Annotated in this window: 20 protein-coding genes and 1 riboswitch; of the genes, 13 read left to right on the forward strand and 7 right to left on the reverse strand. The window is 63.9% G+C overall.

Features of this window, described 5'->3' with window-relative positions; translation table 11 throughout:
- The first annotated feature begins 89 nt into the window (after positions 1–89).
- Positions 90–2,018 carry an ATP-dependent zinc metalloprotease FtsH gene (gene ftsH, locus JG746_RS06750; RefSeq protein ID WP_019861731.1) on the forward strand — a complete coding sequence of 643 codons (1,929 nt, stop codon included), beginning with the start codon at positions 90–92 and terminating at the stop codon, positions 2,016–2,018.
- Between the two features lie 304 nt (positions 2,019–2,322).
- On the opposite strand, the gene JG746_RS06755 is transcribed toward ftsH, so the two are convergent.
- The gene (locus JG746_RS06755; RefSeq protein WP_202359276.1) at positions 2,323–2,781 is read right to left on the reverse strand and encodes a hypothetical protein; all 459 of its coding nucleotides are present in this window, start codon (positions 2,779–2,781) and stop codon (positions 2,323–2,325) included.
- A 247-nt stretch (positions 2,782–3,028) separates the two neighbouring features.
- Positions 3,029–3,865 carry a hypothetical protein gene (locus tag JG746_RS06760; protein ID WP_202357457.1) on the reverse strand — a complete coding sequence of 279 codons (837 nt, stop codon included), beginning with the start codon at positions 3,863–3,865 and terminating at the stop codon, positions 3,029–3,031.
- A gap of 368 nt (positions 3,866–4,233) precedes the next feature.
- Here JG746_RS06760 and glmM point away from each other — a divergent pair, with 368 nt between their 5' ends.
- The 5 genes from glmM to serA all read left to right on the forward strand — a co-directional run bounded on the left by glmM (position 4,234) and on the right by serA (position 10,834).
- Positions 4,234–5,586, forward strand: a complete 1,353-nt coding sequence (glmM, locus tag JG746_RS06765) for a phosphoglucosamine mutase (RefSeq protein WP_095772060.1) — start codon at positions 4,234–4,236, stop codon at positions 5,584–5,586.
- 249 nt (positions 5,587–5,835) lie between these two features.
- Positions 5,836–6,678, forward strand: coding sequence for an outer membrane protein (locus JG746_RS06770; protein WP_202357458.1), 843 nt, complete (start codon positions 5,836–5,838; stop codon positions 6,676–6,678).
- Between the two features lie 252 nt (positions 6,679–6,930).
- Positions 6,931–7,791, forward strand: a complete 861-nt coding sequence (locus JG746_RS06775) for an outer membrane protein (protein WP_202357459.1) — start codon at positions 6,931–6,933, stop codon at positions 7,789–7,791.
- 201 nt (positions 7,792–7,992) lie between these two features.
- Positions 7,993–9,168, forward strand: coding sequence for a phosphoserine transaminase (locus JG746_RS06780; RefSeq protein WP_202357460.1), 1,176 nt, complete (start codon positions 7,993–7,995; stop codon positions 9,166–9,168).
- A 64-nt stretch (positions 9,169–9,232) separates the two neighbouring features.
- Positions 9,233–10,834 (forward strand): phosphoglycerate dehydrogenase, encoded by a 1,602-nt coding sequence (serA, locus tag JG746_RS06785; protein WP_202357461.1) that lies wholly within the window; start codon positions 9,233–9,235, stop codon positions 10,832–10,834.
- A gap of 54 nt (positions 10,835–10,888) precedes the next feature.
- Here serA and JG746_RS06790 read toward each other — a convergent pair whose 3' ends face one another.
- On the reverse strand, positions 10,889–11,800 hold the full coding sequence (locus JG746_RS06790; RefSeq protein ID WP_202357462.1) for a DMT family transporter: 912 nt from the start codon (positions 11,798–11,800) through the stop codon (positions 10,889–10,891).
- Between the two features lie 213 nt (positions 11,801–12,013).
- Between JG746_RS06790 and JG746_RS06795 the strand changes: the two genes are divergently transcribed.
- Positions 12,014–13,312, forward strand: coding sequence for an adenylosuccinate synthase (locus JG746_RS06795; protein WP_202357463.1), 1,299 nt, complete (start codon positions 12,014–12,016; stop codon positions 13,310–13,312).
- 75 nt (positions 13,313–13,387) lie between these two features.
- Positions 13,388–15,103: a hypothetical protein gene (locus JG746_RS06800; protein WP_202357464.1), complete on the forward strand. Its 1,716-nt coding sequence runs from the start codon at positions 13,388–13,390 to the stop codon at positions 15,101–15,103.
- A 37-nt stretch (positions 15,104–15,140) separates the two neighbouring features.
- Here JG746_RS06800 and JG746_RS06805 read toward each other — a convergent pair whose 3' ends face one another.
- The 3 genes from JG746_RS06805 to JG746_RS06815 are packed head-to-tail and all read right to left on the reverse strand — an operon-like array spanning position 15,141 to position 17,917.
- Positions 15,141–15,383, reverse strand: coding sequence for a type II toxin-antitoxin system CcdA family antitoxin (locus JG746_RS06805; RefSeq protein ID WP_202357465.1), 243 nt, complete (start codon positions 15,381–15,383; stop codon positions 15,141–15,143).
- Between the two features lie 52 nt (positions 15,384–15,435).
- Entirely contained in the window at positions 15,436–17,256 is a 1,821-nt protein-coding gene (locus tag JG746_RS06810; RefSeq protein ID WP_202357466.1) for an ABC-F family ATP-binding cassette domain-containing protein, read from the reverse strand.
- A gap of 1 nt (position 17,257) precedes the next feature.
- Positions 17,258–17,917, reverse strand: a complete 660-nt coding sequence (locus tag JG746_RS06815; RefSeq protein WP_202357467.1) for a thiamine diphosphokinase — start codon at positions 17,915–17,917, stop codon at positions 17,258–17,260.
- Between the two features lie 88 nt (positions 17,918–18,005).
- A riboswitch (TPP riboswitch) is annotated at positions 18,006–18,120 on the forward strand.
- A gap of 43 nt (positions 18,121–18,163) precedes the next feature.
- Between JG746_RS06815 and thiB the strand changes: the two genes are divergently transcribed.
- From thiB to JG746_RS06835, 4 genes are all read left to right on the forward strand, one after another.
- On the forward strand, positions 18,164–19,162 hold the full coding sequence (gene thiB, locus JG746_RS06820) for a thiamine ABC transporter substrate binding subunit (RefSeq protein ID WP_202357468.1): 999 nt from the start codon (positions 18,164–18,166) through the stop codon (positions 19,160–19,162).
- A gap of 112 nt (positions 19,163–19,274) precedes the next feature.
- Complete coding sequence (gene thiP / locus JG746_RS06825; protein WP_202357469.1) at positions 19,275–20,939, forward strand: thiamine/thiamine pyrophosphate ABC transporter permease; 1,665 nt, start codon at positions 19,275–19,277, stop codon at positions 20,937–20,939.
- Positions 20,932–21,702, forward strand: coding sequence for a thiamine ABC transporter ATP-binding protein (gene thiQ, locus JG746_RS06830; RefSeq protein WP_202357470.1), 771 nt, complete (start codon positions 20,932–20,934; stop codon positions 21,700–21,702). The genes thiP and thiQ overlap by 8 nt, the downstream gene beginning before the upstream one ends.
- Positions 21,703–21,961: 259 nt before the next feature.
- Positions 21,962–23,431 carry a M48 family metalloprotease gene (locus JG746_RS06835; RefSeq protein ID WP_202357471.1) on the forward strand — a complete coding sequence of 490 codons (1,470 nt, stop codon included), beginning with the start codon at positions 21,962–21,964 and terminating at the stop codon, positions 23,429–23,431.
- Between the two features lie 16 nt (positions 23,432–23,447).
- Here the strand turns inward: JG746_RS06835 and JG746_RS06840 are convergent, their stop codons facing one another.
- Positions 23,448–24,311: an RNA polymerase factor sigma-32 gene (locus JG746_RS06840; protein WP_202357472.1), complete on the reverse strand. Its 864-nt coding sequence runs from the start codon at positions 24,309–24,311 to the stop codon at positions 23,448–23,450.
- Positions 24,312–24,634: 323 nt separating this feature from the next.
- On the opposite strand from JG746_RS06840, the gene JG746_RS06845 reads away from it, so the two are divergent.
- Positions 24,635–25,408 (forward strand): amino acid ABC transporter substrate-binding protein, encoded by a 774-nt coding sequence (locus JG746_RS06845; RefSeq protein ID WP_202357473.1) that lies wholly within the window; start codon positions 24,635–24,637, stop codon positions 25,406–25,408.
- The last annotated feature ends 93 nt before the right edge of the window (positions 25,409–25,501 follow it).

The raw sequence follows: 25,501 nt of genomic DNA on the forward strand, positions 1-25,501 counted from the left end.
CTGCTTGGCAAGGGGAGACGCTCTCCCTATGTTAGGCCCAAGTTTCCTCTCATGATGCTGTCCGTGCGCGGACGCCAACGGGACAATTGATGAATCCGAACTATCGCAACCTCGCGCTTTGGGCGATCATAGCGGTCCTGCTCATCGCCCTCTTCAATCTGTTCCAGACGCCGCAGACGCGCGGGGCTTCGAGCGATGTGCCTTATTCGCAGTTCCTGCAGGATGTCGCGGCCGGCCGGGTCAAGACAGTGACCATTGCGGGCGCCCGCATCACCGGCACCTACACCGACAATTCCACCGGCTTCCAGACCTATTCGCCAGGCGATCCCCAGCTGGTCTCGCGGCTGCAGGACAAGAACGTCACCATCAATGCGCGGCCCGAGACCGACGGTTCCAATTCGCTGTTCGGCTACCTGATCTCGTGGCTGCCAATGATCCTGATCCTCGGCGTCTGGATATTCTTCATGCGCCAGATGCAGTCCGGATCCGGAAGGGCCATGGGTTTTGGCAAGTCGAAGGCCAAGCTTCTGACCGAGGCGCATGGCCGCGTCACCTTCCAGGACGTCGCCGGCGTCGACGAAGCCAAGGAGGATCTGGAGGAGATCGTCGAGTTCCTGCGCGACCCGCAGAAGTTCCAGCGCCTCGGAGGCAAGATTCCGCGCGGCGTGCTTCTGGTCGGCCCTCCCGGCACCGGCAAGACGCTGCTCGCCCGCTCGGTCGCCGGCGAAGCCAACGTGCCGTTCTTCACCATTTCGGGTTCGGACTTCGTCGAGATGTTCGTCGGCGTCGGCGCGAGCCGCGTGCGTGACATGTTCGACCAGGCCAAGAAGAACGCGCCCTGCATCATCTTCATCGACGAAATCGACGCGGTCGGGCGCCATCGCGGCGCCGGCCTTGGCGGCGGCAACGACGAGCGCGAGCAGACGCTGAACCAGCTGCTGGTCGAGATGGACGGCTTCGAATCCAATGAAAGCATCATCCTGATCGCCGCCACCAACCGTCCCGACGTGCTCGATCCGGCGCTGCTGCGTCCGGGCCGTTTCGACCGCCAGGTGGTGGTGCCGAACCCCGACATCGTCGGCCGCGAGAAGATCCTCAAGGTGCATGTGCGCAACGTGCCGCTGGCGCCCAATGTCGACCTCAAGGTCGTCGCGCGCGGCACGCCGGGCTTCTCCGGCGCCGACCTCATGAACCTCGTCAACGAATCCGCGCTGATGGCGGCGCGGCGCAACAAGCGCCTCGTCACCATGGCCGAGTTCGAGGACGCCAAGGACAAGATCATGATGGGCGCGGAGCGCCGCTCGTCGGCCATGACCCAGGCCGAGAAGGAGCTGACCGCCTATCACGAAGCCGGCCACGCCATACTGGCGCTCAACGTGCCGTCGGCCGATCCGCTGCACAAGGCCACCATCATCCCGCGTGGCCGCGCGCTCGGCATGGTCATGCAGTTGCCGGAAGGCGACCGCTATTCGATGAGCTACAAGTACATGATCTCGCGCCTCGCCATCATGATGGGCGGCCGCGTCGCCGAGGAGTTCAAGTTCGGCAAGGAGAACATCACCTCGGGCGCTTCCTCAGACATCGAGCAGGCGACCAAACTGGCGCGCGCGATGGTCACGCGCTGGGGGTTCTCCGACAAGCTCGGTCATGTCGCCTATGGCGACAACCAGGAGGAAGTGTTCCTCGGCCATTCGGTGGCGCGCACGCAGAACATCTCGGAAGAGACCGCGCAAATCATCGACGCTGAAGTGCGCCGCCTGATCGACGAGGCCTATTCGACGGCGAAATCCATCCTGACCAAGAAGAAGAAGGAATGGATTGCGCTGGCGCAGGGCCTGCTCGAATACGAGACGCTGTCGGGCGACGAGATCAAGCAGCTGATCGCCGGCGAAAAGCCAGCGCGTGACCTCGGCGACGACACGCCGCCCAGCCGTGGCTCGGCCGTGCCGAAGTCCGGCGGCCGCCGCAAGAAAGGCCCCGAGCCCGAAGGCGGCATGGAGCCGCAGCCGTCGAGTTGAGTTGAGTTTACCCATTTCAAGAAAGCGCCGCGGCTTCAACCCGCGGCGTTTTGCTGTTTAGACCAGACTAGGCGGCTCACCGTTTCACCGAACGTAGAAGCGCTCCACTATTTCGTTTGACGTTATTCCCGACGGGATTCAGGCGACGCGCCGCACGTTGGAGCGTCATTCTCGGCTTGTTCCGAGGGACCTGCCAACTCATACCGGCGCCCTGAAATCGCCCGACAGCAGATCCTCGGAACAAGCCGAGGATGACGGCCTAACGTCTGCAGGAAAAACGGTGAATTGCTTCTGTATTCGATTTTTACGATTCAGCTTTCAGCCGCGCATTGCACAGGCTGTAATAACCGCCACCCTTCTGGATCCAGCGAAGGCCGTTCAACGTTCCCGCCTCCTTGTTGCCGTGGTAACCCTGCAGGCAGGTCTTCATCCGCGCCTTCGCGGGCTTCTCGGTCTTGAACTCGGCGGCGAGGGTGGTCGGGAATGTCACGCCCGCCGGCGCTACAGTGGGGGCGACCGCCGCGTCGTTTTCCTTTTTCGGCTGCGTCGCGGTTTTGACGGTATCCGAGCTGACACTCTCCGTAGCGGAGGTCGCGCATTTCTCCTTGCGGAAAGCGGCCCAGTCCATGCCGTTCAGAGTGCCGCCTTCCTTGGCTGCCCGATAGGTCTCGCCGCATTCCTTCATCGTCAGTGCGCTTGCAGGGGCGACGCCCCACGCACCCAATGCCGTCACAGCCAATACGGCCAATTTCAAACTAGACATCAGACCCTCCTGATTGATAACGAGTTCGATGTCTGTTTGTATACTGTTTGTTCCGTATATGTTCAACTGGAATCTTTACGAGCTGCTTGTAAGCCTGGAGTGTGGGCCGGGTTGATGATGCCGGTCGCTCCCGACACATGCGGATGCGAGCGGAGCCGCAAGCGTCTTGGCGCGCAACAAACGCGTAACAAAAAGGCCCGCGCATCTCACGATGCGCGGGCCTTCCTTCTTCGAGAACAACTAGGCGTCAGCCCTTCAGCTTGGCGTTGCACAGGCTGTAGAAGCCGCCGCCCTTCTGGATCCACTTCAGGCCGCCAAGCGCATTGGCGTCCTTGAGCACATAGTACTGATCGAGGCAGGTGTGCATGCGGCCCTTTCCGGGGGTCTCGCTGGCATATTTCGGCGAGATCGCGGACGGGAAGGTGACGCCCTTGGGCGCGACCGTCGTCGGCTTTGCCGGTTCCTTGGTGTAATTTGCTTCGCTCGGAGCAGGCACGCTGTCATCATCGGCGGCCGCGGCGCCGCATTCGGCCTTGCGGAAGTCGTTCCACTTCTGGCCCTTCAGCGTGTTCGCCGTCTTCGCAGCCTGGTACTTGGTGCTGCACTCGGCCATGGTCAGGCCCTTGCCATCGGCAGGAGCCGCGGCGGCCTTGGTGGTTGCCGGCTTGGTGGTGTCGGCGGCGGCGGATGCACCGGCTGCGCATTCGCTCTTGCGGAAGTCGTTCCACTTCATGCCGTTCAGCGTGCCGGCGGCCTTTGCCGCTTGGTACTTGGCGCTGCATTCCTTGGCCGTCAGGCCTTTCGCGGAGCCGTCGTCGGCGGCTGCAGCCTTGGCCGGCTTGGCTGGCTTGGTTTCGGCCGCCTTCTTCGTGTCGGCCGGCTTGGTGTCCGTGGTCGCGGCGGCGTCGGTGCCGCATTGTGCCTTGCGGAACTGGTTCCAAGTTTGCCCGGCAAGTGTCCCAGCGTCCTTGGCGGCGTTATACTTCGTGCTGCACTCGGCCATCGTCAGTGCGTTGGCTGGCGCGGCCAGGAACAACGTCACTACGGCGAGGCCGGTCAAAGTGGCAAGTCGGTGGATGAGCATAGCGTTTCTCCGTTGCAGCAGCCCATTATACGTCCCTGCGAATCAATAACGCTCAACGGTCGGTTGCGCCAGATGCTAAGTGGCGTATATATCGCCCGAACCCCGATCCTCCCGATAAGGTGATGAAATCATTGCCCCTTACCGGGTTGAAAACAAGATTTTCCGCGTGCATCCGCGCCGAATAGCTCGCATAGATGGTATATTGCGGTGCCACAATGCCACTACGTCAGGCCGCAGCCTTGTTGTGCGCGGCTCACAACAATGGTTTTCTAAGGATTGGTAACATACAATCACACAATGTGATCATGGCGTATCGGCCAATTGTGGCATGAAATGCCGGCAAAGAACCTTCAAGGACTTTAACTAGCATGGCAGGGAATTACTTCGGCACGGACGGCATCCGCGGGCGCGCCAACAAGTTTCCGATGACCGCGGAAATCGCCATGCGCGTCGGCATGGCCGCCGGCCTTTCGTTCCAGCGCGGCAGCCACCGTCATCGCGTCGTTCTGGGCAAGGACACCAGGCTTTCCGGCTACATGATCGAGAATGCGATGGTGGCGGGTCTTTGCGCCGCCGGCATGGATGTGTTCCTGCTCGGCCCGATCCCGACCCCGGCCGTCGCCATGCTGGTGCGTTCGCTGCGCGCCGATATCGGCGTGATGATCTCGGCTTCGCACAATCCCTATTACGACAACGGCATCAAGCTGTTCGGGCCGGACGGCTACAAGCTCTCCGACGAGATCGAAGAGCGCATCGAGAGCATGCTCGACAAGGATATCGAACTGACACTCGCCGACTCCGACGGGCTTGGCCGCGCCAAGCGTGTCGATGGCGTGCATGACCGCTACATCGAGTTCGCCAAGCGCACATTGCCGCGCTCGATGTCGCTTTCGGGCCTCAGGATCGTCGTCGATTGCGCCAATGGCGCGGCCTACAAGGTGGCGCCCGAGGCGCTGTGGGAACTCGGCGCCGAGGTCGTGGCCATCAATGTCGAGCCCAACGGCTTCAACATCAACAAGGAATGCGGCTCGACCCATCCGGCCGGCCTGCAGAAGAAGGTGCATGAAGTGCGCGCCGATATCGGCATCGCGCTCGATGGTGATGCGGACCGTGTCGTCATCGTCGACGAGAATGGCGCGATCGTCGACGGCGATCAGATCATGGCGATGATCGCCGAGTCCTGGCACCAGAGCGGACGGCTTGCCGGCGGCGGCGTGGTTTCGACGGTCATGTCCAATCTCGGCCTCGAGCGCTTCCTCGGCGACATGAAGCTGCAATTGCACCGCACCAAGGTCGGCGACCGCTATGTCGTGGAGCATATGCGCGCGCATGGGCTCAATGTCGGCGGCGAACAGTCCGGCCATATCGTGCTGTCGGATTTCTCGACCACCGGCGACGGTCTGGTGTCGGCGCTGCAGGTGCTGGCCTGCATCAAGCGCCAGGGACGCCCGGTCAGCGAACTGTCGAAGAAGTTCGAGCCGGTGCCGCAGCTCTTGAAGAATGTCCGTATCGCCGGCGGCAAGCCGCTCGAGGAAGCTCCGGTCAAGGCCGCAATCGAGGATGCGCGCAACCGTCTCGGCAAGGCCGGGCGTCTGGTTATCCGCCCGTCGGGCACCGAGCCGCTGATCCGTGTCATGGCGGAGGGCGACGATCCGCAACTGGTCGAGGCCGTCGTCAACGACATTGTCGAGGTCATTTCGGAGACCCGCAGCGCAGCCTGATCTCCGGCGCGCCCCAGCGCGTCACGCCGCCGCGCCGGTTGCATCCAGGCCCGCCCTTCCGGCGGGCTTTTTACTGACCGGGGACCGGCCCCCAACGTCGAAATCATTGCCGGATTCCTCGAATTTTAGAGATTCGTGGTTAATCGACAGGGTTAAACGCCTTTTAACTTTTCCAATTCATTATCCACGCCTGAAAGCCAATCTCGTTCGGACGCGATCGCGGTCCGAGGGTTCCTAGGGGTGACAAGCATGTTCAATACAGCAAGAAAGGCCCTGTTCGCGCTGCTGTTCGCGGGCCTGGCCTGGCCAGTGTTCGCAGCCGACCTGCCTGAGCCGCAGGTCGAAGAGGCGCCGCCACCACCAGTCTACGAGCAGCCGGTCGACGTCGGCGGCTGGTATATCCGTGGCGACATCGACTATCACAAGTCCAAGATGGGTGACATCGACTACATCACCTACGGCGCGGCACCTTGCCCCTGCGGACCTCCTGTCGGGGTCGCTGGCAGCAAGTCCTTCGACTATGGCAAGCTCAAGGGCGGCTTCTCGCTTGGCGCCGGCGTCGGCTACAAGATCAACGAACGTTTCCGCACCGACCTGACCGCCGACTACTGGTTCAAGTCGAACTTCAACGGCGGAACCTCGGATCTCGTCTCGACCTCGACCGAAGTGTCGAAGATGAGCGCCCTGCTGCTGCTGGCCAATGCCTATGTCGATATCGGCACCTGGCACGGCATCACGCCCTATGTCGGCGCCGGTATCGGCGGCGCGCGGGTCAAGTGGGATACCGTCTACGACCCGAACACCACCGAGACCAACCCCGGCGTATCCAGCTGGCGCTTCGCCTACGCGGTCATGGCAGGTGCGTCCTACTGCCTGACCGACAAGGTCATCCTCGATGCGGGCTACCGCTTCTCCCATATCCAGGGCGGCCGCATGTTCGAATATGATACGAGCAGCGCCGGCCCGGGCTTCGATCACGGCTTCAACACCCACGAAGTGCGTGGCGGCCTGCGCTATCAGTTTGGCGGCAACAATGGGTGCAGCGTACCGGTGGCCTACCAGCCCGAACCCGAGCCGATCTACACTAAGTAAGACTTTCCGGCCTCGAATGGTCGCGAACCGCCCGGCTCAGCCGGGCGGTTTTCGTTTGAGTCGGCGCCGATGAGGGACCTGGAGCATCGCCTCGAAACGAAGGTCATTTTGGGCGACATGCGTCAGCGAAATCAATTCGCTAACGCTCTGTTAGCCTTAACCGCGACTTAACCACTATGGTTAACAATGCTCTCTGAAAACGATGGCTGCCGTGTTGGTTGCAGCTGTCGTCAAATCCGGGAGTCGGGGACCATGACACTCATATCGCGTATTGTGCTGGCGCTTGCCGGACTCGGCCTCTTGCCGCTGACACCGGCATTCGCCGCCGACTACGATCCACCGATCTACGTCGACCAGGCGCCCGATTATGTGCCGGTCGAGGTCGGCTCAGGCTGGTACCTGCGCGGTGACGTCGGTTACGCCTTCAGTCATCCTTTCACTGATGAGGAAGTCTCGAGCGGGCCTCTGAACAGCTTCACTTCCAGCAGTGGCCTTTTTACCGGCAGCGTCGGAATGGGTTACCACATCAATGACTATCTTCGGGTGGAACTGAATGGTGGCATTCTGCCGACGAACAAATTCAGTGATCATCAGAAGCTTGCGACCACCTGCAAAGGCTCGACACTCGTAGATGACGGCTTCGGAACCATCAATTCCGCCGCAGCAACGCAGACGTGCGATCAGATCGACAACGGCTCCAACAAAGCCTACAGCCTCATGGCCAACGGCTATGTCGATCTCGGCACCTACGTGGGGATCACCCCCTATATCGGCGGTGGAATCGGCGTGGCCTACAACAAATATTATAAGAGCATTGGCGCGAAAGATTGCAGGGAGACACCGGCGAATTCCGCCGGAACAGGCGGGTTCTTCTGCGATGATCCCGCAGGATATGAAGGTCAAACCGACACGGCAGCCAAATTCAATCTCGCTTATTCGATCGGCGCCGGGCTTTCCTATCAGGTCAGCAAGAATGTCTCAGTTGACCTCGGATACGAGTATTTTTCGGTCCCCGATGCCAAATATGTCGCCTATGACAATGGCGCCTTCGGCATCCACAAGGGAATTGACTATCAGACAGTCAAGCTCGGGCTGCGCTACGATCTCTGGTAGGCCAGGGACGGAGCAGGATTTTGGCGGCGGATCCCTGCGGTCCGCCGTTCGCGTTTGAGATCACGCGATCCTGATCGCGGATCGCCGGTATCCCGGCAGCGACAAAAACTTTCCTCTTGACGCCCGAAGCCTGAACGCATATCGCCGTCCGTGGGCCACCCCTCCCCAACGAGGGGCCACTATCTGGAAGGATAGACCACGATGACGACGCATACGAAGCCCGGACTCCGTCCGGCAAACCCCAATTTCTCCTCAGGTCCCTGCGCAAAACGCCCCGGCTGGTCGGTCGAGGCGCTGAAGAATGCCGCGCTCGGCCGTTCCCATCGCGCCAAGATCGGCAAGACCAAGCTCGAACAGGCGATCGAGCTGACGCGCGAAATCCTCAAGGTTCCGGCCGACTACCGCATCGGCATCGTGCCGGCGTCGGACACCGGCGCCGTCGAGATGGCGCTGTGGTCGCTGCTCGGCGAGCGCGGCGTCGACATGGTCGCCTGGGAAAGCTTCGGCTCCGGCTGGGTCACCGATGTGGTCAAGCAGCTGAAGCTCCCCGACGTGCGCAAGCTCGAGGCTGGCTATGGCGAATTGCCGGATCTCGCCAAGATCGATTTCGACCGCGACGTGGTCTTCACCTGGAACGGCACCACGTCGGGCGTGCGCGTGCCGAACGGTGACTTCATCCCGGCGGACCGCATGGGCCTGACCATCTGCGACGCGACTTCCGCCGCCTTCGCGCAAAAGCTCGATTTCGAAAAGCTCGATGTCGTCACCTTCTCCTGGCAGAAGGTGCTGGGCGGCGAGGGCGCGCATGGCATGCTGATCCTGTCGCCGCGCGCCGTCGCGCGGCTGGAGAGCTACAAGCCTGCATGGCCGCTGCCGAAGATCTTCCGGCTGACCTCCGGCGGCAAGCTGATCGAGGGCATCTTCAAGGGCGAGACCATCAACACGCCGTCGATGCTGTGCGTCGAGGACTATCTCGACGCACTGCACTGGGCGAAGTCGATCGGCGGCCTCGATGCGCTGGTCGCCAGGGCGGATGCCAATGCTGCCGTGCTCGACGGATTCGTCGACAAGTCCTCGTGGCTGGGCCACCTCGCCGTCCAGCCGGCGACGCGGTCGAACACCTCGGTCTGCCTGTCCTTCACCGATCCGGATATCGCGGCGCTCGACGCCGACGGACAGGCGGCGTTCGCCAAGGGGCTGGTCTCGGCGCTCGACAAGGAAGGTGTCGCCTATGACGTCGGCTCCTATCGCGATGCGCCTCCCGGCCTGCGTATCTGGTGTGGCGCGACGGTCGAGACATCCGATCTCGAAGCGCTGCTGCCCTGGCTCGACTGGGCTTTCGCCGCGCAGAAGGCGTCGCTGAAAGCAGCGGCCTGAGACTTTCCGTGGCGGCCCGCGGGCCGCCCATTCCCGGATCAATCCCATTTTCAAGGAGGCCGCCATGGCGCCCCGCGTTCTCGTCTCTGACAAACTCTCTCCCACCGCCGTGCAGATCTTCAAGGATCGCGGCGTCGAGGTCGACTATCTGCCCGATCTCGGCAAGGACAAGGAAAAGCTTCTCGAAGTGATCGGCCAGTATGACGGCCTCGCCATCCGCTCGGCGACCAAGGTCACCGAAAAGCTGATAAGCGCCGCCACGAAGCTCAAGGTCATCGGCCGCGCCGGCATCGGCGTCGACAATGTCGATATCCCGGCGGCGAGCCGCAAGGGTATCATCGTGATGAACACGCCCTTCGGCAATTCGATCACGACAGCCGAGCATGCCGTGGCGATGATCTTCGCCCTGGCGCGGCAGATTCCGGAAGCGAACGCCTCGACCCATGCCGGCAAGTGGGAGAAGAACCGCTTCATGGGCGTCGAAATCACCGGCAAGACGCTGGGCGTCATCGGCTGCGGCAATATCGGCTCGATCGTCGCCACCCGCGGCGTCGGCCTGAAAATGCATGTCGTCGCCTTCGACCCGTTCCTGTCGGACAAGCGTGCCGAGGAGCTCGGCGTCGACAAGGTCGAGCTCGACGAGCTGTTCGCCCGCGCGGACTTCATCACGCTGCACACGCCGCTGACCGACAAGACACGCAACATCATCGATGCCGGGGCAATCGCCAAGATGAAGAACGGCGTGCGCATCATCAATTGCGCGCGCGGCGGGCTGGTCGTCGAGGCCGATCTGATCGCGGCGCTGAAGAGCGGCAAGGTGGCCGGCGCCGGCATCGACGTGTTCGAGGTGGAGCCGGCCGAGCAGAACGCCTTGTTCGGCATGGAAAACGTGGTGGCGACACCGCATCTCGGCGCCTCGACGGCGGAAGCGCAGGAGAATGTCGCGCTGCAGGTCGCCGAGCAGATGTCGGACTATCTGATCAAGGGCGCGGTCTCCAACGCCATCAACATGCCGTCGATCACGGCGGAAGAAGCGCCGCGGCTGAAGCCCTTCGTCAAGCTCGCCGAAGTGCTCGGCGCCTTTGTCGGCCAGGTCACCGAGGATCCGATCAAGGAGGTCGAGATCCTGTTCGACGGCTCGACCGCGACGATGAACACGCGCGCGCTGATCAGCGCCGCACTGGCCGGGCTGATCCGGCCCCAGGTCGCCGACGTCAACATGGTGTCGGCGCCGATTATGGTGAAGGAGCGCGGCATCATCGTCGCCGAGGTCAAGCGCGACAAGTCGGGCGTGTTCGACGGCTACATCAAGCTGACGGTCAAGACCGAGCACAGGACGCGCTCGATCGCCGGCACCTGCTTCTCCGACGGCAAGCCGCGCTTCATCCAGATCAAGGGCATCAACCTCGACGCCGAGGTCGGCCAGCACATGCTCTACACCACCAATGCCGATGCGCCCGGCATCATCGGCCTGCTTGGCACGGTATGTGGCGAGAACGGCGTGAACATCGCCAACTTCCAGCTTGGCCGCAACCGGCCGGGCGGCGACGCCATCGCGCTGCTCTATCTCGATGCGCCGTTCCCGGAAAAGGTGCTGGAGCAGGTGCGGGCGCACAAGTCGATCGACTCGGCCAAGCGGCTGCAGTTCGACGTCGGCGGGATCTGATCCCGGCTTTCGCCAAGATCGGAAGGCGCGGCGTTTGTCGCGCCTTCCTGCCGCTCAGTGCGCCTTGGCTCGCGAGGTCATCGCCATCTTGCGCCCGCTATGTTCGGCAAGCCCGATGCCGCCCAGCACGAGCACAAGCGCCAGCGCCTGATAGAGCTGGAACGTCTCGCCGACGATCAGCACCGAAAGCAACGTGCCGAAGATCGGCACCAGGTTGATGAACAGGCCGGCGCGGTTGGCGCCGATCAGCTCGTTGCCCCTGATATAAGTTATCTGCGAGACGACCGAGGCGCCGATCGCGGTATAGACGATGACCGTCCAGCCGCGCGCGTCGGGGACGATGGCCTTGCCGGCGGCGACCTCCCACAGCAAGAAGGGCAGCGAGGTGATGAGTGCCGCGATCGACATGGCCAGCATCAGGCTCTGCCAGCGCATCGCCGGCTTCAGCCGCAGCCCGACCGAATAGCCGCTGTAGAGGACGACCGCCACCAGCATGATGGCGTCGCCGAAATTGAGTTCCAGCGTCAGCAACCGGCGGGGATCGCCGTGGCAAGCGGTCAGGATCACGCCGGCAATGGTCAGTACGACGCCGGCGATCTGCGCCCAGTTCACACGCAGCCGGAAGAAGATGAAATTGGCTGTCATGATCAAGATCGGCATCGCCGCCTGTTCGATCGAGACGTTGATCGCCGTCGTGTAGTTGAGCGCCGTGTAGAAGATCACGTTGAACAGCGTGAAGCCGCTGGCGCCCAGTGCCGCCAGAATGAGCCAGTGCCTGCGCACCACGGGCCAGTCCTGTTGGATCGTGCGCCAGCCGATCGGCAGCAGGATCGCCACCGCCAGCACCCAGCGCAGGAAGACCAGCATCATCGGCGAGACATGATCGACCGCGAGCTTGCCGGCCACCGAATTGCCACCCCACAGCAAGGTGGTGAGCAGCAGGAATAAGTAGGCGTGTCGATGCATCGCGGGATTCCGGCCGCGACGGATGCGTCGCGGTGTTTGCCGGCCTATTGCCCCTCTCAGCCCAAGTAAATGATGTCAAAGCCGAAAATTGTTGTGCCTCAGGGCATTTTCGGCGGCAAAGAAAGGTCGCACTCGCGAGGTCTTGACGCTATAGAGGCCTGTCGTTTCGAACCATATCCAAGCCGCTCGGCGGCGTCTCAAGGGAAAAGAAACATGGCCAATGTGGTGGTCGTCGGCTCGCAGTGGGGCGACGAAGGCAAGGGCAAGATCGTCGACTGGCTGTCGGAGCGCGCCGATGTCGTGGTGCGTTTCCAGGGCGGCCACAATGCCGGCCACACGCTGGTCGTCGACGGCAAGGTCTACAAGCTGTCGCTGTTGCCGTCAGGCGTCGTGCGGCAGGGCAAGCTGTCCATCATCGGCAATGGCGTGGTCTTCGACCCGCATGCTTTCGTGGCCGAAGTGGCGAAGCTCAAGGCGCAAGGCGTCGAGGTGACGCCCGAGCGCCTGAAAATAGCCGAAAACACAGCGCTTATCCTGTCGCTGCACCGGGAGCTGGACGGATTCCGCGAGGACGCCGCGTCAAATTCCGGGACGAAGATTGGCACGACCCGCCGGGGCATCGGTCCGGCCTATGAGGACAAGGTGGGTCGGCGCGCGGTGCGGGTGATGGATCTGGCGGATTTGGAAACGCTTCCCCTGAAGGTCGACAGGCTGCTGACGCACCACAATGCGCTGCGCCGCGGGCTTGGCCATGGCGAAGTCACGCATGACGCGATCATGACCGAATTGACCTCGGTCGCCGACGAGATCCTGCCCTATATGGACCGTGTCTGGAAGATCCTCGACGACAAGCGCCGCGCCGGCGAGCGCATCCTGTTCGAGGGCGCGCAAGGCACGTTGCTCGACATCGACCACGGCACCTATCCGTTCGTCACCTCGTCGAACACGGTGGCCGGCCAGGCCGCCGCCGGCTCGGGCGTCGGACCGGGCGCCATCGGCTATGTCTTGGGCATCACCAAGGCCTACACGACGCGCGTCGGCGAAGGTCCGTTCCCGACCGAACAGAAGAACGAGATTGGCGAATTCCTCGGCACGCGCGGCCATGAATTCGGCGTCGTCACCGGGCGCAAGCGCCGCTGCGGCTGGTTCGACGCGGTGCTGGTGCGCCAGGCTGTCGCCGTCAACGGCATCAAGGGCATCGCATTGACCAAGCTCGACGTGCTCGACGGGCTGGACGAGATCAAGGTCTGCACCGGCTATCGCCTCGACGGCGAGATGATCGACTATTTGCCGGCCAGCCAGGGCGCGCAAGCCCGTGTCGAACCGGTCTACGAGACGCTGGAAGGGTGGAAAGGCACCACTGCCGGCGCGCGCAGCTGGAACGATCTTCCGGCCCAGGCCGTCAAATATGTCCGATACATAGAGGAGTTGATCGGCGCGCCGGTGGCACTCCTCTCCACCAGCCCGGAACGGGACGATACGATACTTGTGACCGATCCGTTTCAAGACTAGTTTCTGGAGCCTTTCCGGGCATCGCGGCTGATTTGCGGGGGCCGGCGCGGAAGCAAAATACAGGTCGACTGAAGCATGGCAGATTTTGTTGCTGTTCTGAAAAAGGCGCTCGACAAGCACGGCGACGAGACGCCCGAAAAGCGTACGCGCATCTATGAGAGCGTTCGTTCCATGCTGGCCAAGAAGCTTGCGGAATATTCGCCGCCGCTTGCCACCGAGGCCATAAGCGCGCAAAAGCGCTCACTGGAAAACGCCATTACGAGCGTTGAGCGCGAGTATGCCAAGAGCGTGCCGGAAACGGATCCGCTCGCCGAGCTGGAACACATCTTTTCCTCGATCGACCGCAACAAGAACCAGCCAAGCCACGCGCGCCAGCCGGTGAAGGCCGAGTCGGCGTGGCCGGCGCCGCCAGTCGCGAAGCCGGAGCCCACCCGTCCCGCGCCGCCGCCAGCCGCCAAGCCGGAACCATACCGGCCCGCGCCGCCCGCCGCCAAGACCGAGCCGAGCTGGCAGAAGCCCACGCCGGTGCAACCGGTGGCCCCGGATCTCGCCGATCATGCCTTGCCGGGCATGGATGCGGACCAGGACGATGACCGCGCCGACGTCTTCCCGAACGATGAGGAACCGGCGGCAGCCGATACTTTCCGCCTGCGCCCGGCCGAGCGCAGGCGCAGCTATGGCGGGCTGATCGCGGCCGTCGTCGCCTTGCTGGTGGTCGCCGGCGGTGGCTATGGCATCTGGCTCAACAAGGACGCCTTCAGCAAGATGCTGGGCCTGGGCGGTAGCAAGGTCGTCGCCAAGACCGAACCGGTGAAGCCGGCGCCGGCGAAGCCTGCGACCGATGCCGCCGCGACGCCACCGGCGCCCGCGGCAGGTGCCGAGGGGACGAAATTCACGCAGCGGCTGACGCCCGAAGGCGGCGAGACCGACCCCGGCCCGGCCGGTGGACAAACGGGCATAGGCGAGGGTGAATCCGTCGCCGCGCTGACGACGCCGCCCTCGGCGACGAATGCGCCGGCCAATCCGCCCCCGGCTGCAGCCGCGCCCCCGGCAGCGCCAGCCGCGGCGACGCCTGCTGCGACCGCACCTGCGGCAGGCACCGCGCCCGCGGCAACACCGCCCGCCAACGGAACCGCACCCGCGGCGCCGGCCGATGCCGCCGCCACACCGCCGCCCGCTCCGGCGGGCGCCACGCCCGCGGCACCGGCGGCTGCCCCGGCGACGCAGACCTCGGTGCCGGTCGGCCAGAAGGCGATCTTCTATGAGGAGCGCACCAGCACCGCGCAGGGCTCGGCCGAGCCCGGCAGCATCGTCTGGTCGCTGGTGCAGGAATCGCCCGGCGGCGATCTGCCGCCCGAGCCGGCGATCCGCGCCGAGGCGACCATCCCCGGCAAGGACATCCAGCTGCGCATGACCATCCGCCGCAACACCGACCAGACGCTGCCGGCCAGCCATATCATCGAGATGATCTTCCTGACGCCTGACGGTTTCGAGGGCGGCGGTGTCGACAACATCCTGCGCGTTGCCATGAAGAGTTCGGAGCAGGATGCCGGCAGCCCGCTTATCGGCATTCCGGCCAAGATCGCCGACGGCTTCTTCCTCGTCGCGCTCAACGACACCAAGGCCGACGAGGACGCCAACATGACCCTGCTGCGCGGCCAGGACTGGATCGACGTGCCTGTCGTCTACAAGACCGGACGGCGGGCGCTGCTGACGATGGAAAAAGGCATTCCCGGCGAGAAGGTGTTCGACGAGGCGATCAAGGCCTGGCAGGCGAAGACGGCGGGCTGAGAAGGCGGCGTCAGCGGACTTGGATAGGGTTGTGGTCTCAAAACGGCCGATACTTGGCTAAGGGCAACCCGTTTCGGCTGATATAGTCGTTTGAGCTTGCAATGACTTTCCTGTTCTCTGCCTGCCATTGAAGGGTCTTCTTCGCCGCAATCGCTTCTGCGATGCCGGTCTCTGCGGCACGAGAGATGTCGATGCCCAACAACTTGGCGTCTTCGAGCAACTGGAAGCTGATCGATATCGTGGCGAATTTTCGCTGAGGTTTGGGTTTCGATTGAAGCAATGGAGTTGCCCTCTATGTGCCCAACATAGACGCATAATCTCGTAGGGACAAACTACCCTTCCATCTCCTCGCGCAGCATCTCCAGCTCCAGCCACTCTTCCTCGAGCGCGGCCAGCGTCGCACGTTCCTTGTCGAGGGCAGAGATGGTCTTCTGGAACGAGGCCGGATCGCGTTCGTAATAGGCGGGGTCGGCGATATTGTTCTCCAGCCGCGAGATCGATGCGGTCACCGCCTCGATCTTCTTGGGGAGCGATTCCAGGGCGAATTTCTGCTTGAAGGACAGTTTCTTCGCCGGCCCTTTCGCGGCTGCCGGTTCGCTCTTGCCCGGCGCCGGCGCATCGGCGGCTTCAGCCTTGGCGCGCGCCTTGCGGTCGTCGAGCCTGGTGCCGCCGCGCTGCGCCAGCATGTCGGAATAGCCGCCGGCATATTCGACCCAGCGGCCGCCGCCGTCCGGCGCTATGATGCTGGTCACGGTTCGGTCGAGGAAATCGCGGTCGTGGCTGACCAGGATGACGGTGCCGGCGAAGCCGGCAACCAGTTCCTGCAGCAATTCCAGCGTCTCCATGTCGAGATCGTTGGTCGGCTCATCGAGCACGAGGAGGTTCGCCGGCCGCGCCAGCACGCGCGCCAGGATCAGCCGCGCCCGCTCGCCACCGGACAATTCTCGCACCGGCGTGCGCGCCTGCTCCGGCTTGAACAGGAAATCCTTCATGTAGGAGACGACATGGCGTTGCTCGCCATTGATGACGAGGTTTTCGCCGCGCCCGTCGGTGAGGTATTGCGCGAGCGTCTCCTGCGGATCGACCGCCTCGCGCTTCTGGTCGAGCGTGGCGATTTCCAGGTTGGTGCCGAGCCGGACCGAGCCGGCGTCCGGCGCCAATTCGCCGGTCAGCATCTTCAGAAGCGTCGTCTTGCCCGCGCCGTTCGGCCCGACGAGACCGACGCGGTCGCCACGCTGGATCCGCGTCGAGAAGCCCTTGACCACATTGAGATCGCCAAAGCTCTTCTCGATGTTCTTGGCTTCGATCACCAGCTTGCCGGACTCGGCGGCGTCGCTCGCCACCATGGTCGCGGTGCCCTCGGCGCCGCGATGGCCACGAAAACGCTGGCGCATGGTCTGCAACTCGCCCAGCCGGCGCATGTTGCGCTTGCGGCGCGCCGTCACGCCATAGCGCAGCCAATGCTCCTCGCGCACGATCTGGCGGCCGAGCTTGTGCTGCTCGCGCTCTTCCTCTTCCAGCACCAGGTCGCGCCATTCCTCGAAATGGCCAAAACCCTTGTCCAGCCTGCGGGTCTGGCCGCGATCGAGCCAGACAGTGGCGCGCGACACGCGCTCGAGGAAACGGCGGTCGTGCGAAATGACGATGAGCGCCGAGGAGGTGCGCACGAGCTCCTCTTCCAGCCATTCGATGACGGACAGGTCGAGATGGTTGGTCGGCTCATCGAGCAGCAGAATGTCGGGTTCCGGCGCCATGACGCGGGCAAGGGCAGCGCGCCTGGCCTCGCCGCCCGAGAGATCGCCCGGCCGTTCTTCGCCCGACAGGCCGAGATGCTCCATCAGATAGGAGGCGCGGTAGGGATCATCTGCCGGACCAAGTCCCGCCTCGACATAGGCGCGAACGGTGGCAAAACCTTCCATGTCGGGCATTTGCGGCAGATAGCGGACGGTTGCCGAAGGCTGGCGGAACACCTCGCCGTCCTGTGGCTCGATCAGGCCAGCGGCGATCTTGAGCAATGTCGACTTGCCGGATCCATTGCGGCCGACCAAAGCGATCTTGTCGCCGGCCGAAGCGGTCAAGGCGGCGCCATCGAGCAGCGGCGTGCCACCGAAGGTCAGCTTTATCCCGTCGAGATTGAGAAGAGGCGGAGCCATGTCAGCTTTCAGGTAATGGATACGGATGCGCAAGCAGCAACGCGCGGCCGTGGCCGAGCGCGATTTCGAGGCGGCCCCCGATCTTGTCGAACTTGACCTCGTTGGAGATGGTCAGTGACGAACCGAAGGCCACTTCGACCTGGTTGAGCGGCCATTTGGCGCCGGTGACGGTCAGTCCGGTAAGTTCGGAAAAACCGAGGATGGAAAACAGCGTGCCGTCGGCATAGTCGAAGCCGGCCTTTCCCAACAGCAAAGGCACGCCTTCCTGGGCACCGCTGGTCAGCAGCACCTCGGTCCCGGCCTCAGCCAGGCGCAGGGCAAGCGCCAGATGCAGGAAGGCATGGTCGGCGCGCTTGCCGCCGAACGCGCCCGCGAGCACCAGGCGGGTGGCGCCGCGCTCGAGGGCCGCGGCGATCGCCAGTTCGCCGTCAGTCTTGTCCTTCTCCGCCGGGAAGGTCCGGCGGGGGACGGCGGCGAGCTCTTCCGGCAGATCGGCCGGCACCGAATCGAAATCGCCTACCCACAGTTCCGGCACGAGGCCGAGCAGCCGTGCATGGCCGATGCCGGCATCCGCGGCGATCACGCGCGTGCCCTCGACATGGCGGTCGAGCCGGGGCGTGCGGATGAGATCGCCGCCAAGCAGGATGGTGAATGTGCTCATATCGTGTGGCCTGTACCAGCCCGGCACCGGAAACGGAAGGCCGGCAAACTGCCACTTGCGCGGTTCCTCGGGCCGGCCTATGTGTCGAAACGCTCTAACGGGGTGCCGGGCGCGATCTTCGCGGACCGGCTGAGAGGCAATCTCGCCAACCCGCTGAACCTGATCCGGTTTGTACCGGCGGAGGGATTAGACGTTTCGGACAGTCCGACGCCTCAATTCCTTTCAATTCGAACGAGGGAGGCGCCGATGCGCACGCTTTTATACGCTCTTGTCTCAGCCACGCTGGTGGCGCTGTCCGGGCCGGCCTTGGCCAAGGACAAGCTCACCGTCTATACCTATGAGAGCTTCACCGCCGACTGGGGTCCAGGCCCCGTGGTGAAGAAGGAATTCGAAGCCCAATGCGGCTGCGACGTCGAGTTCGTCTCGGTTGCCGACGGCGTCGCGCTGCTCAACCGCGTCAAGCTCGAAGGCGCCTCGACCAAGGCCGATATCGTGCTCGGCCTCGACACCAATCTCACCGCCGATGCCAAGGCCAGCGGGTTGTTTGCGCCGCATGGCGTGGTGAGCGACGTCAACGTGCCGGGTGGCTGGAGCGACGATACTTTTGTTCCCTTCGACTACGGCTATTTCGCTGTCGTCTACGACACCGAAAAGCTGAAGACGCCTCCCAAGAGCCTGAAGGAGCTGGTCGAAGGCAGCGCCGACGACAAGATCGTCATCCAGGATCCGCGCACCTCGACGCCGGGCCTCGGGCTGCTGTTGTGGGTGAAGTCGGTCTATGGCGACAAGGCGCCGGAAGCCTGGGCCAAGCTCAAGACGAAGGTGCTGACCGTGACGCCGGGCTGGAGCGAGGCATATGGCCTGTTCACCAAGGGCGAAGCGCCGATGGTGCTGTCCTATACGACGTCGCCAGCCTACCACATGGTCGCCGAGAACACGCAGCGCTACCAGGCGGCTTCCTTCGAGGAAGGCGAGTATCTGCAGATCGAGGTGGCCGGCATCACCACCACGGGGGCGAAGAACCCGCTGGCGGCAAAGTTCATCGCTTTCATGACCGGCCCGAAATTCCAGGACGCGATCCCTGAGACCAACTGGATGTTCCCGGCCGGGAAGACCGACAAGCCGCTCAACCCGGCCTTCGACAAACTGGTCAAGCCGACCAAGACCTTGCTGTTCAGCCCCGAGGAGGTCGCCGCTAACCGTAAGGCCTGGGTCGATGAATGGCTGGCGGTGATGAGCAAATGAGCGCGCGCTTCACCCTCCCCCTTGTGGGGAGGGTCGATCCGCGAAGCGGAGCGGGGTGGGGGTGCCGACGCTGAGCCCAGACTCACCCCCACCCCGGATCGCGGACACCGCTTTGCGGCATCCGCGATCCGACCCTCCCCGCAAGGGGGAGGGTGGAAGGCGCGCGTCCTCTGACTCCCGCGTTCGCGCCGGCATCCTCGCGCTCGCCGCGATCACACTGCTGATCGGCGGCGCGTTTGCCGGTCTGCTCGTCGAAGGCGCCCATGACTTTTCGGGCGCCTGGGCGGCCTTCGATCCCTACCTGCTGCGCGTCGTGCGCTTCACGCTCTGGCAGGCCGCCCTATCGACGCTGCTTTCTGTCGGCCCGGCCCTGTTCGTGGCGCGCGCGCTGTCGCGGCATCCGCGCTTCTTCGGCCGCGCCTTCATCCTGCAGCTTTTCGCCGTGCCGCTGGCGCTGCCGGCGATCGTCGCGGCGCTCGGTATCCTGGCGCTCTACGGCCGCGCCGGCTATTTCGCCGGGCTGTTCAGCGCCGTCGGCGGCCAGGGCTGGCCAGGCATTTACGGCCTGTCCGGCATTCTCGTCGCCCATGTCTTCTTCAATCTGCCGTTGGCGACGCGGCTGTTCCTCGAGGCGCTGCAGACCATTCCCGCCGACCAATGGCGGCTGGCAAGCCAGCTCGGTATGGCGGCGCGGCCGGCCTTCCGGCTGATCGAATGGCCGACGCTGCGCGCCGCTCTGCCGGGTGTCGCCGGGCTGGTCTTCATGCTGTGCATCACATCCTTCACCATCGTGCTGACGCTGGGCGGTGGGCCGGCCGCGACGACGCTGGAGGTCGGCATCTACCAGGCGCTGCGCTTCGATTTCGATCCGGCGCGAGCGGTCGCGCTGACATTGCTGCAGATCGCGCTGACCTTCATCGTGGTGCTGGCGCTGACGCGGCTTGGCGCCAATGTCGTCGGCGACACCAACCTGCCGGTCGCGCCGCGCCGCTATCTCTCCGTCAACGGCACCGAGACCATGCTGAACGCCGCGCTCATCGTGCTGGCGCTGCTGTTCGTTATCGGGCCGATGGCTGCCACGGTGATTGCAGGGTTGGGTGCCGATCTCGGCCGGCTGGCGGGCGAGGCCGCTGTCCGGCAGGCGACGCTGACCAGTGCGGTGCTGGCCTTCCTGTCGGCGCTGCTTTCGGTGATGCTGTCGCTGGCGCTGACCATGGCGCGCCGGGCACTCGCGTTGAACCGTCGCGCCGGTCCAAGAGCGCTGCTCGAACATGCCACGGATACCGGCGCGGGTTTTGTGCTGGTCGTGCCGCCGATCGTCATCGGCGCCGGCTGGTTCCTGCTACTGCGCCATGCCGGCGATGTCTTTGCCATCGCACCGGTCATGGTCGTCACCGTCAATGCCGTCATGGCGATGCCCTTCGCGCTGCGTGCCGTCCGCCCCGCCTATGATGCGGCGAGCGAGCGTCACGAACGGCTCTGCGCGCAGCTCGGCATTGCCGGCTGGGCGAGGCTGCGGCTGGTCGACTGGCCGTCATTGCGGCGTCCGCTCGCCACGGCCTTCGCTTTCGCCATGGCGCTGTCGCTCGGCGATCTCGGCGTCATCGCGCTGTTCGGCAGTGATTCCGTGCAGACCTTGCCCTACCTTCTGCTTTCGCGCATGGGCAGCTACCGCACCGAGGACGCCGCCGGCCTGGCGCTGCTGCTAGGCCTGGTCTGCCTCGCCTTGGTGTTGGCGGCGGACTGGCTCGGAAGGGAAAAGGTCCGCTATGTCTGATGAGGGCAGGAAGGGTGTTCCGGTGCGGCTGGACAAGGTCTCGTTCAGCTATGGCGAGGCGCCGCTCGCCTTCGATGTCGCTTTCGCGGCTGCCGAAATCACCGCCATTATGGGGCCGAGCGGTTCGGGCAAGTCGACGCTGCTCAATCTGGTTGCCGGCTTCGAGGCGCCGCAGTCGGGCCGCGTGCTGATCGGCGGGGCCGATGTCGGCGCCGATCCTCCGGCCGCCCGGCCGGTGTCGATGGTGTTTCAGGAAAACAACCTTTTTGGCCATCTCTCCGTCGAGCAGAATGTCGGGCTCGGCCGCTCGCCGTCGCTGCGGCTGACCGATACCGACCGCGAGGCGATCGCCGGCGCGCTTGCGCGCACTGGCCTTGGCGGCAAGGAAAAGCGCTTGCCGCGCGAACTCTCCGGCGGCGAACGGCAGCGTGTTGCCCTGGCGCGCGTGCTGGTGCGCGATCGCCCGGTTCTGCTGCTCGACGAGCCCTTTGCCTCGTTGGGGCCGGCCTTGCGCGATGATATGCTCGATCTGGTCGCCGGTGTGCACGCCGAACGCGGCATGACGGTGCTGTTCGTCACGCATCAGCCTGAGGATGCCCGCCGAATCGGCCAGAATGTGGTGTTTCTGGACGATGGCGCCATCGCGGCCATCGGCAGCGCGGACGATTTCTTTGCCGAGGCTGGTCCGGAAGCGTTCCGGCGCTATATCGGGACAAGTGCCGGCAATGCCGTATCACGAGATATTGCCCGGAAGCGGACATAATTTACGGTCAAACCGATCTCAGGCGATGGGACGCTTGCTTGCCATGGCAGAAGTAGTGTGGCTAGGTCCGCCCTACTGGTCCGGCACAGGCCGTGATTTGCCTACTGCACCCGTCACATGCCCCGAGGGACGTGTGACGGGTGCCGTAGAAATTTGTTTTTTGCGCATGACAGGTTCCGAAGATCGCCCCCGATTTTCCTGTTCATGCGCCGGGACCTGAAAGGAAGCCGCTCTGGCGATCGGCGTCGACAAGCTGCGAATGAATCCGCTGGCGCGCTTTCTGGCGCTGGCCGGCTTTGCCGTGGCGCTGGCAAGCTGCCAGATGTTCACGCCTCCGGAGGTCCAGGAATCCGGCTTCCAGCCGTCCGACAGGCCGATCACCGTCGACAATGTTGGCGCCAACAACAAGCTGGCCGAACTCGCCAAGGCGCAGCATCCACGCATCCTGGCGACCTATGGCGGCGAATATTCCGATCCCAAGCTCGAGCGCATGGTCGCCAAGGTCGTCGGCAATTTGACCGTTGTCTCGGCCAACCCGACACAGACCTATCGCATCACCATCCTCAATTCGCCCAACGTCAACGCCTTCGCACTGCCCGGCGGCTATCTCTACATCACGCGCGGCCTTTTGGCGCTGGCCAATGATTCGTCCGAGCTTGCCGCCGTCATCGCGCATGAGATGGGCCACGTCACCGCCAATCACGGCCTGCAGCGCCAGCAGTTGGAAGCCGAGGAAGGCCTGGCAACCAAAGTGGTTTCGGACGTCCTCGGTGACAGCCCGACAGCCAAGGCGGCGCTGATCCGCGGCAAGCTCCGGCTCGCGCAGTTCTCGCGTAACCAGGAGCTGGAAGCCGACGCCATCGGTATCAAGTCGATTGGTGAAGCCGGTTATGATCCCTATGCCGCCGGCCGCTTCCTGCAGTCGATGTCGGCCTACACCGATTTCCGCTCGATCAGCGGCGCCACCGACGCCAGCCTCGACTTCCTGGCCACGCACCCCAACACGCCGCAGCGCATTGATCTGGCGCAGCGCCATGCCCGCCAGTTCGGCGCGCCCGGCGTCGGCACGCGCGACCGCGATTCCTTCCTCGCCGGCATAGACGGTCTGCTCTATGGCGACACGCCGGAGGAAGGTTATGTGCGCGGCGAGACGTTCCTTCATCCGGGCCTCGGCGTGTCGTTCACGGTGCCGGACGGTTTCATCATCGACAATTCGGCGGCGGCGGTGACGGCGACCGGGCCGGGCGACATCGCGATCCGCTTCGACGGCGTCTCGATCGACAAGAACCGCGCCCTGACCGACTACATCAGAAGCGGCTGGGTGGCAGGTCTCGACGACAGCAGCGTCAAGCAGGAAACCATCAACGGCAACGAGGCCGCGACCGCGCATGCCAGCGCCGAGGGCTGGCAGTTCGATATCGCGGTGATCCGTGCCGGCGGCCAGGTCTACCGGCTGCTGACCGCAGCGCCCTCGGCCAGCACCTCGCTGGAGACGGTGGCGCGCTCGGTCAGCGGGTCGTTCCGTATCCTGAGTGCTGCTGAGAAGGCGGCCCTGAAGCCGCTGCATATCCGCGTGCTCACGGTGCAGCCGGGCCAGACGATGGGCTCGCTCGCCGCGCAGATGGTCGGCGTCGACCGCAAGCTCGACCTGTTCCGGGTGCTCAACGCGCTGTCGCCGGGTGCCGCGGTTTCGGCCGGCGACAAGGTCAAGATCGTCACCGACAAATAAGAGTTGTCGAGCGGGATCAGGCGGCCGTCGCCAGAAATTCCGGGTTCTGCTTCACCAGCGCCACCTTCAGCTTTTCCATGGCGCGGGCCTCGATCTGGCGGACGCGCTCCTTGGAAATGCCGAGCGTCTCGCCGAGCGCCTCGAGCGTGGCGCCCTCGTCGTTCAGTCGGCGTTCCTCGATGATCCTGAGTTCACGCGCGTTCAACGCATGGAGCGCCTCCTTCAGCCAAAGCGAGCGGCGTGCGACATCGATCTTGTCGCCGACGATCTCGTCGGGCAGGGGATCGTCGGAAACCAGGAAGTCCATCCGCTCGGTCGCGCCAGCATCGTCGGCGAGCGGTACGTTGAGCGAGGAGTCGGGCGCCGACAGCCGTGAATCCATCATCGCCACGTCAGCCTCGGAGACGCCGAGCGCAACTGACACCTCGCGGTAGAGGGTTGCGTTGGAAAGTGGCTCGGCGCCGTTCGCCAGCCGGGCGCGCAGACGTCGCAGGTTGAAGAACAGGGCTTTCTGTGCCGAGCTCGTGCCGCCGCGCACGATCGACCAGTTGCGCAGGATGTAATCCTGCATCGAGGCGCGGATCCACCACGTCGCATAGGTCGAAAACCGCACTTCACGCTCGGGCTCGAAACGGGCGGCGGCCTCGAGCAGGCCGACATGGCCTTCCTGGATCAGGTCGCCGAGCGGCAGGCCGTAATGGCGGAATTTCGAGGCCATGGAAATGACCAGCCGCATATGAGCGACGGTAATGCTGTGCAGGGCGTTTTGGTCGTTGTCTTGCTTCCAGAGCAGGGCCAGCCGATGCTCCTCGTCGCGTTCGAGATAGGGAGCCCGCATCGCCGCGCGGACCATGATCCGTCCTGCCGTGTCTTCCATCATGAGGCGCTCCCTGGCTGAACCGATAGCCGACGTTACGAACTTGGCAGGGCACCGGTTGAAATCGCGGCGTCGCGCCCTAGAACAGCCAAAACTGCCGCGCGCGAGAAAGGTTCCGCTGGCGCGGGCGGGCGAGGGATGCTGTCCGGACGATTTCGACGCGGTTGCCGGGGACGCCAGACGCTGCAGAAAATCGCTTTTAGAGAATTTGATTTCGGAACTTCTTTGTTTTTGAAATCTGGTTCCTTATTCTTTCGGCTCGCATCTGTCATTTTCCAACCCTCACAACAGGCCTGATGTCAGGCTAAGGACGGGATCACAAAAAAATGAAATGGCTCAAGTCGCTTATCGTCGCCGGAACCCTGCAGGCCCTGGCGGTCACCGCGGGTCACGCCGGCGCCAATCTCGATCAGATCAAACAGGCTGGCGTCATCAAGGTCGGCACGGAAGGTACCTACGCGCCCTTCACCTACCATGACGCGTCCGGCGCGCTGGTCGGCTTCGACGTCGAGATCGCCAAGGCGATCGCCGACAAGCTCGGCGTCAAGGTCGAATTCCTCGAGGGCAAATGGGACGGGCTGATCGCCGGTCTCGACGTCAAGCGCTACGACGCCGTCATCAACGAAGTCGGCATCACCGACGCGCGCAAGGCGAAGTATGATTTCTCCGACCCCTACATCGCCTCCAAGGCAGTGCTGATCGTGCGAGGCGACAACACCGACATCAAGACCTTCGCCGATCTCAAGGGCAAGAAGTCGGCGCAGTCGCTGACCTCGAACTTCGGCAAGCTGGCCGAGGCGAACGGCGCCGAACTGGTCGGCACCGATGGCTTCGACCAGTCGATCCAGCTGCTTTTGACCGGCCGCGCCGACGCCACCATCAATGACAGCCTGTCGTTCCTCGACTTCAAGAAGCACAAGCCCGACGCCAATGTGAAGATCGCCGCGCAAGAGGAAAACGCCGACTATTCCGGCGTCATCGTGCGCAAGGGCGATCCGGAACTGGTTGGCGCCATCAACAAGGCGCTGGCCGACATCAAGGCCGACGGCACCTACAAGAAGATCGCCGACACCTATTTCGGCCAGGACGTTTCCAAATAGGTTTGAGTGGGGGGCGAGTTTGTCGCTCCTGCAATGCATCCAGCGGCGGGCCGTCTTTGACGGCTCGCCGCTTTTGTCGTGATATGGCTGACG

Origin of the sequence: Mesorhizobium sp. 113-3-3 (genome assembly GCF_016756495.1) — a bacterium.
GTDB lineage: Bacteria > Pseudomonadota > Alphaproteobacteria > Rhizobiales > Rhizobiaceae > Mesorhizobium.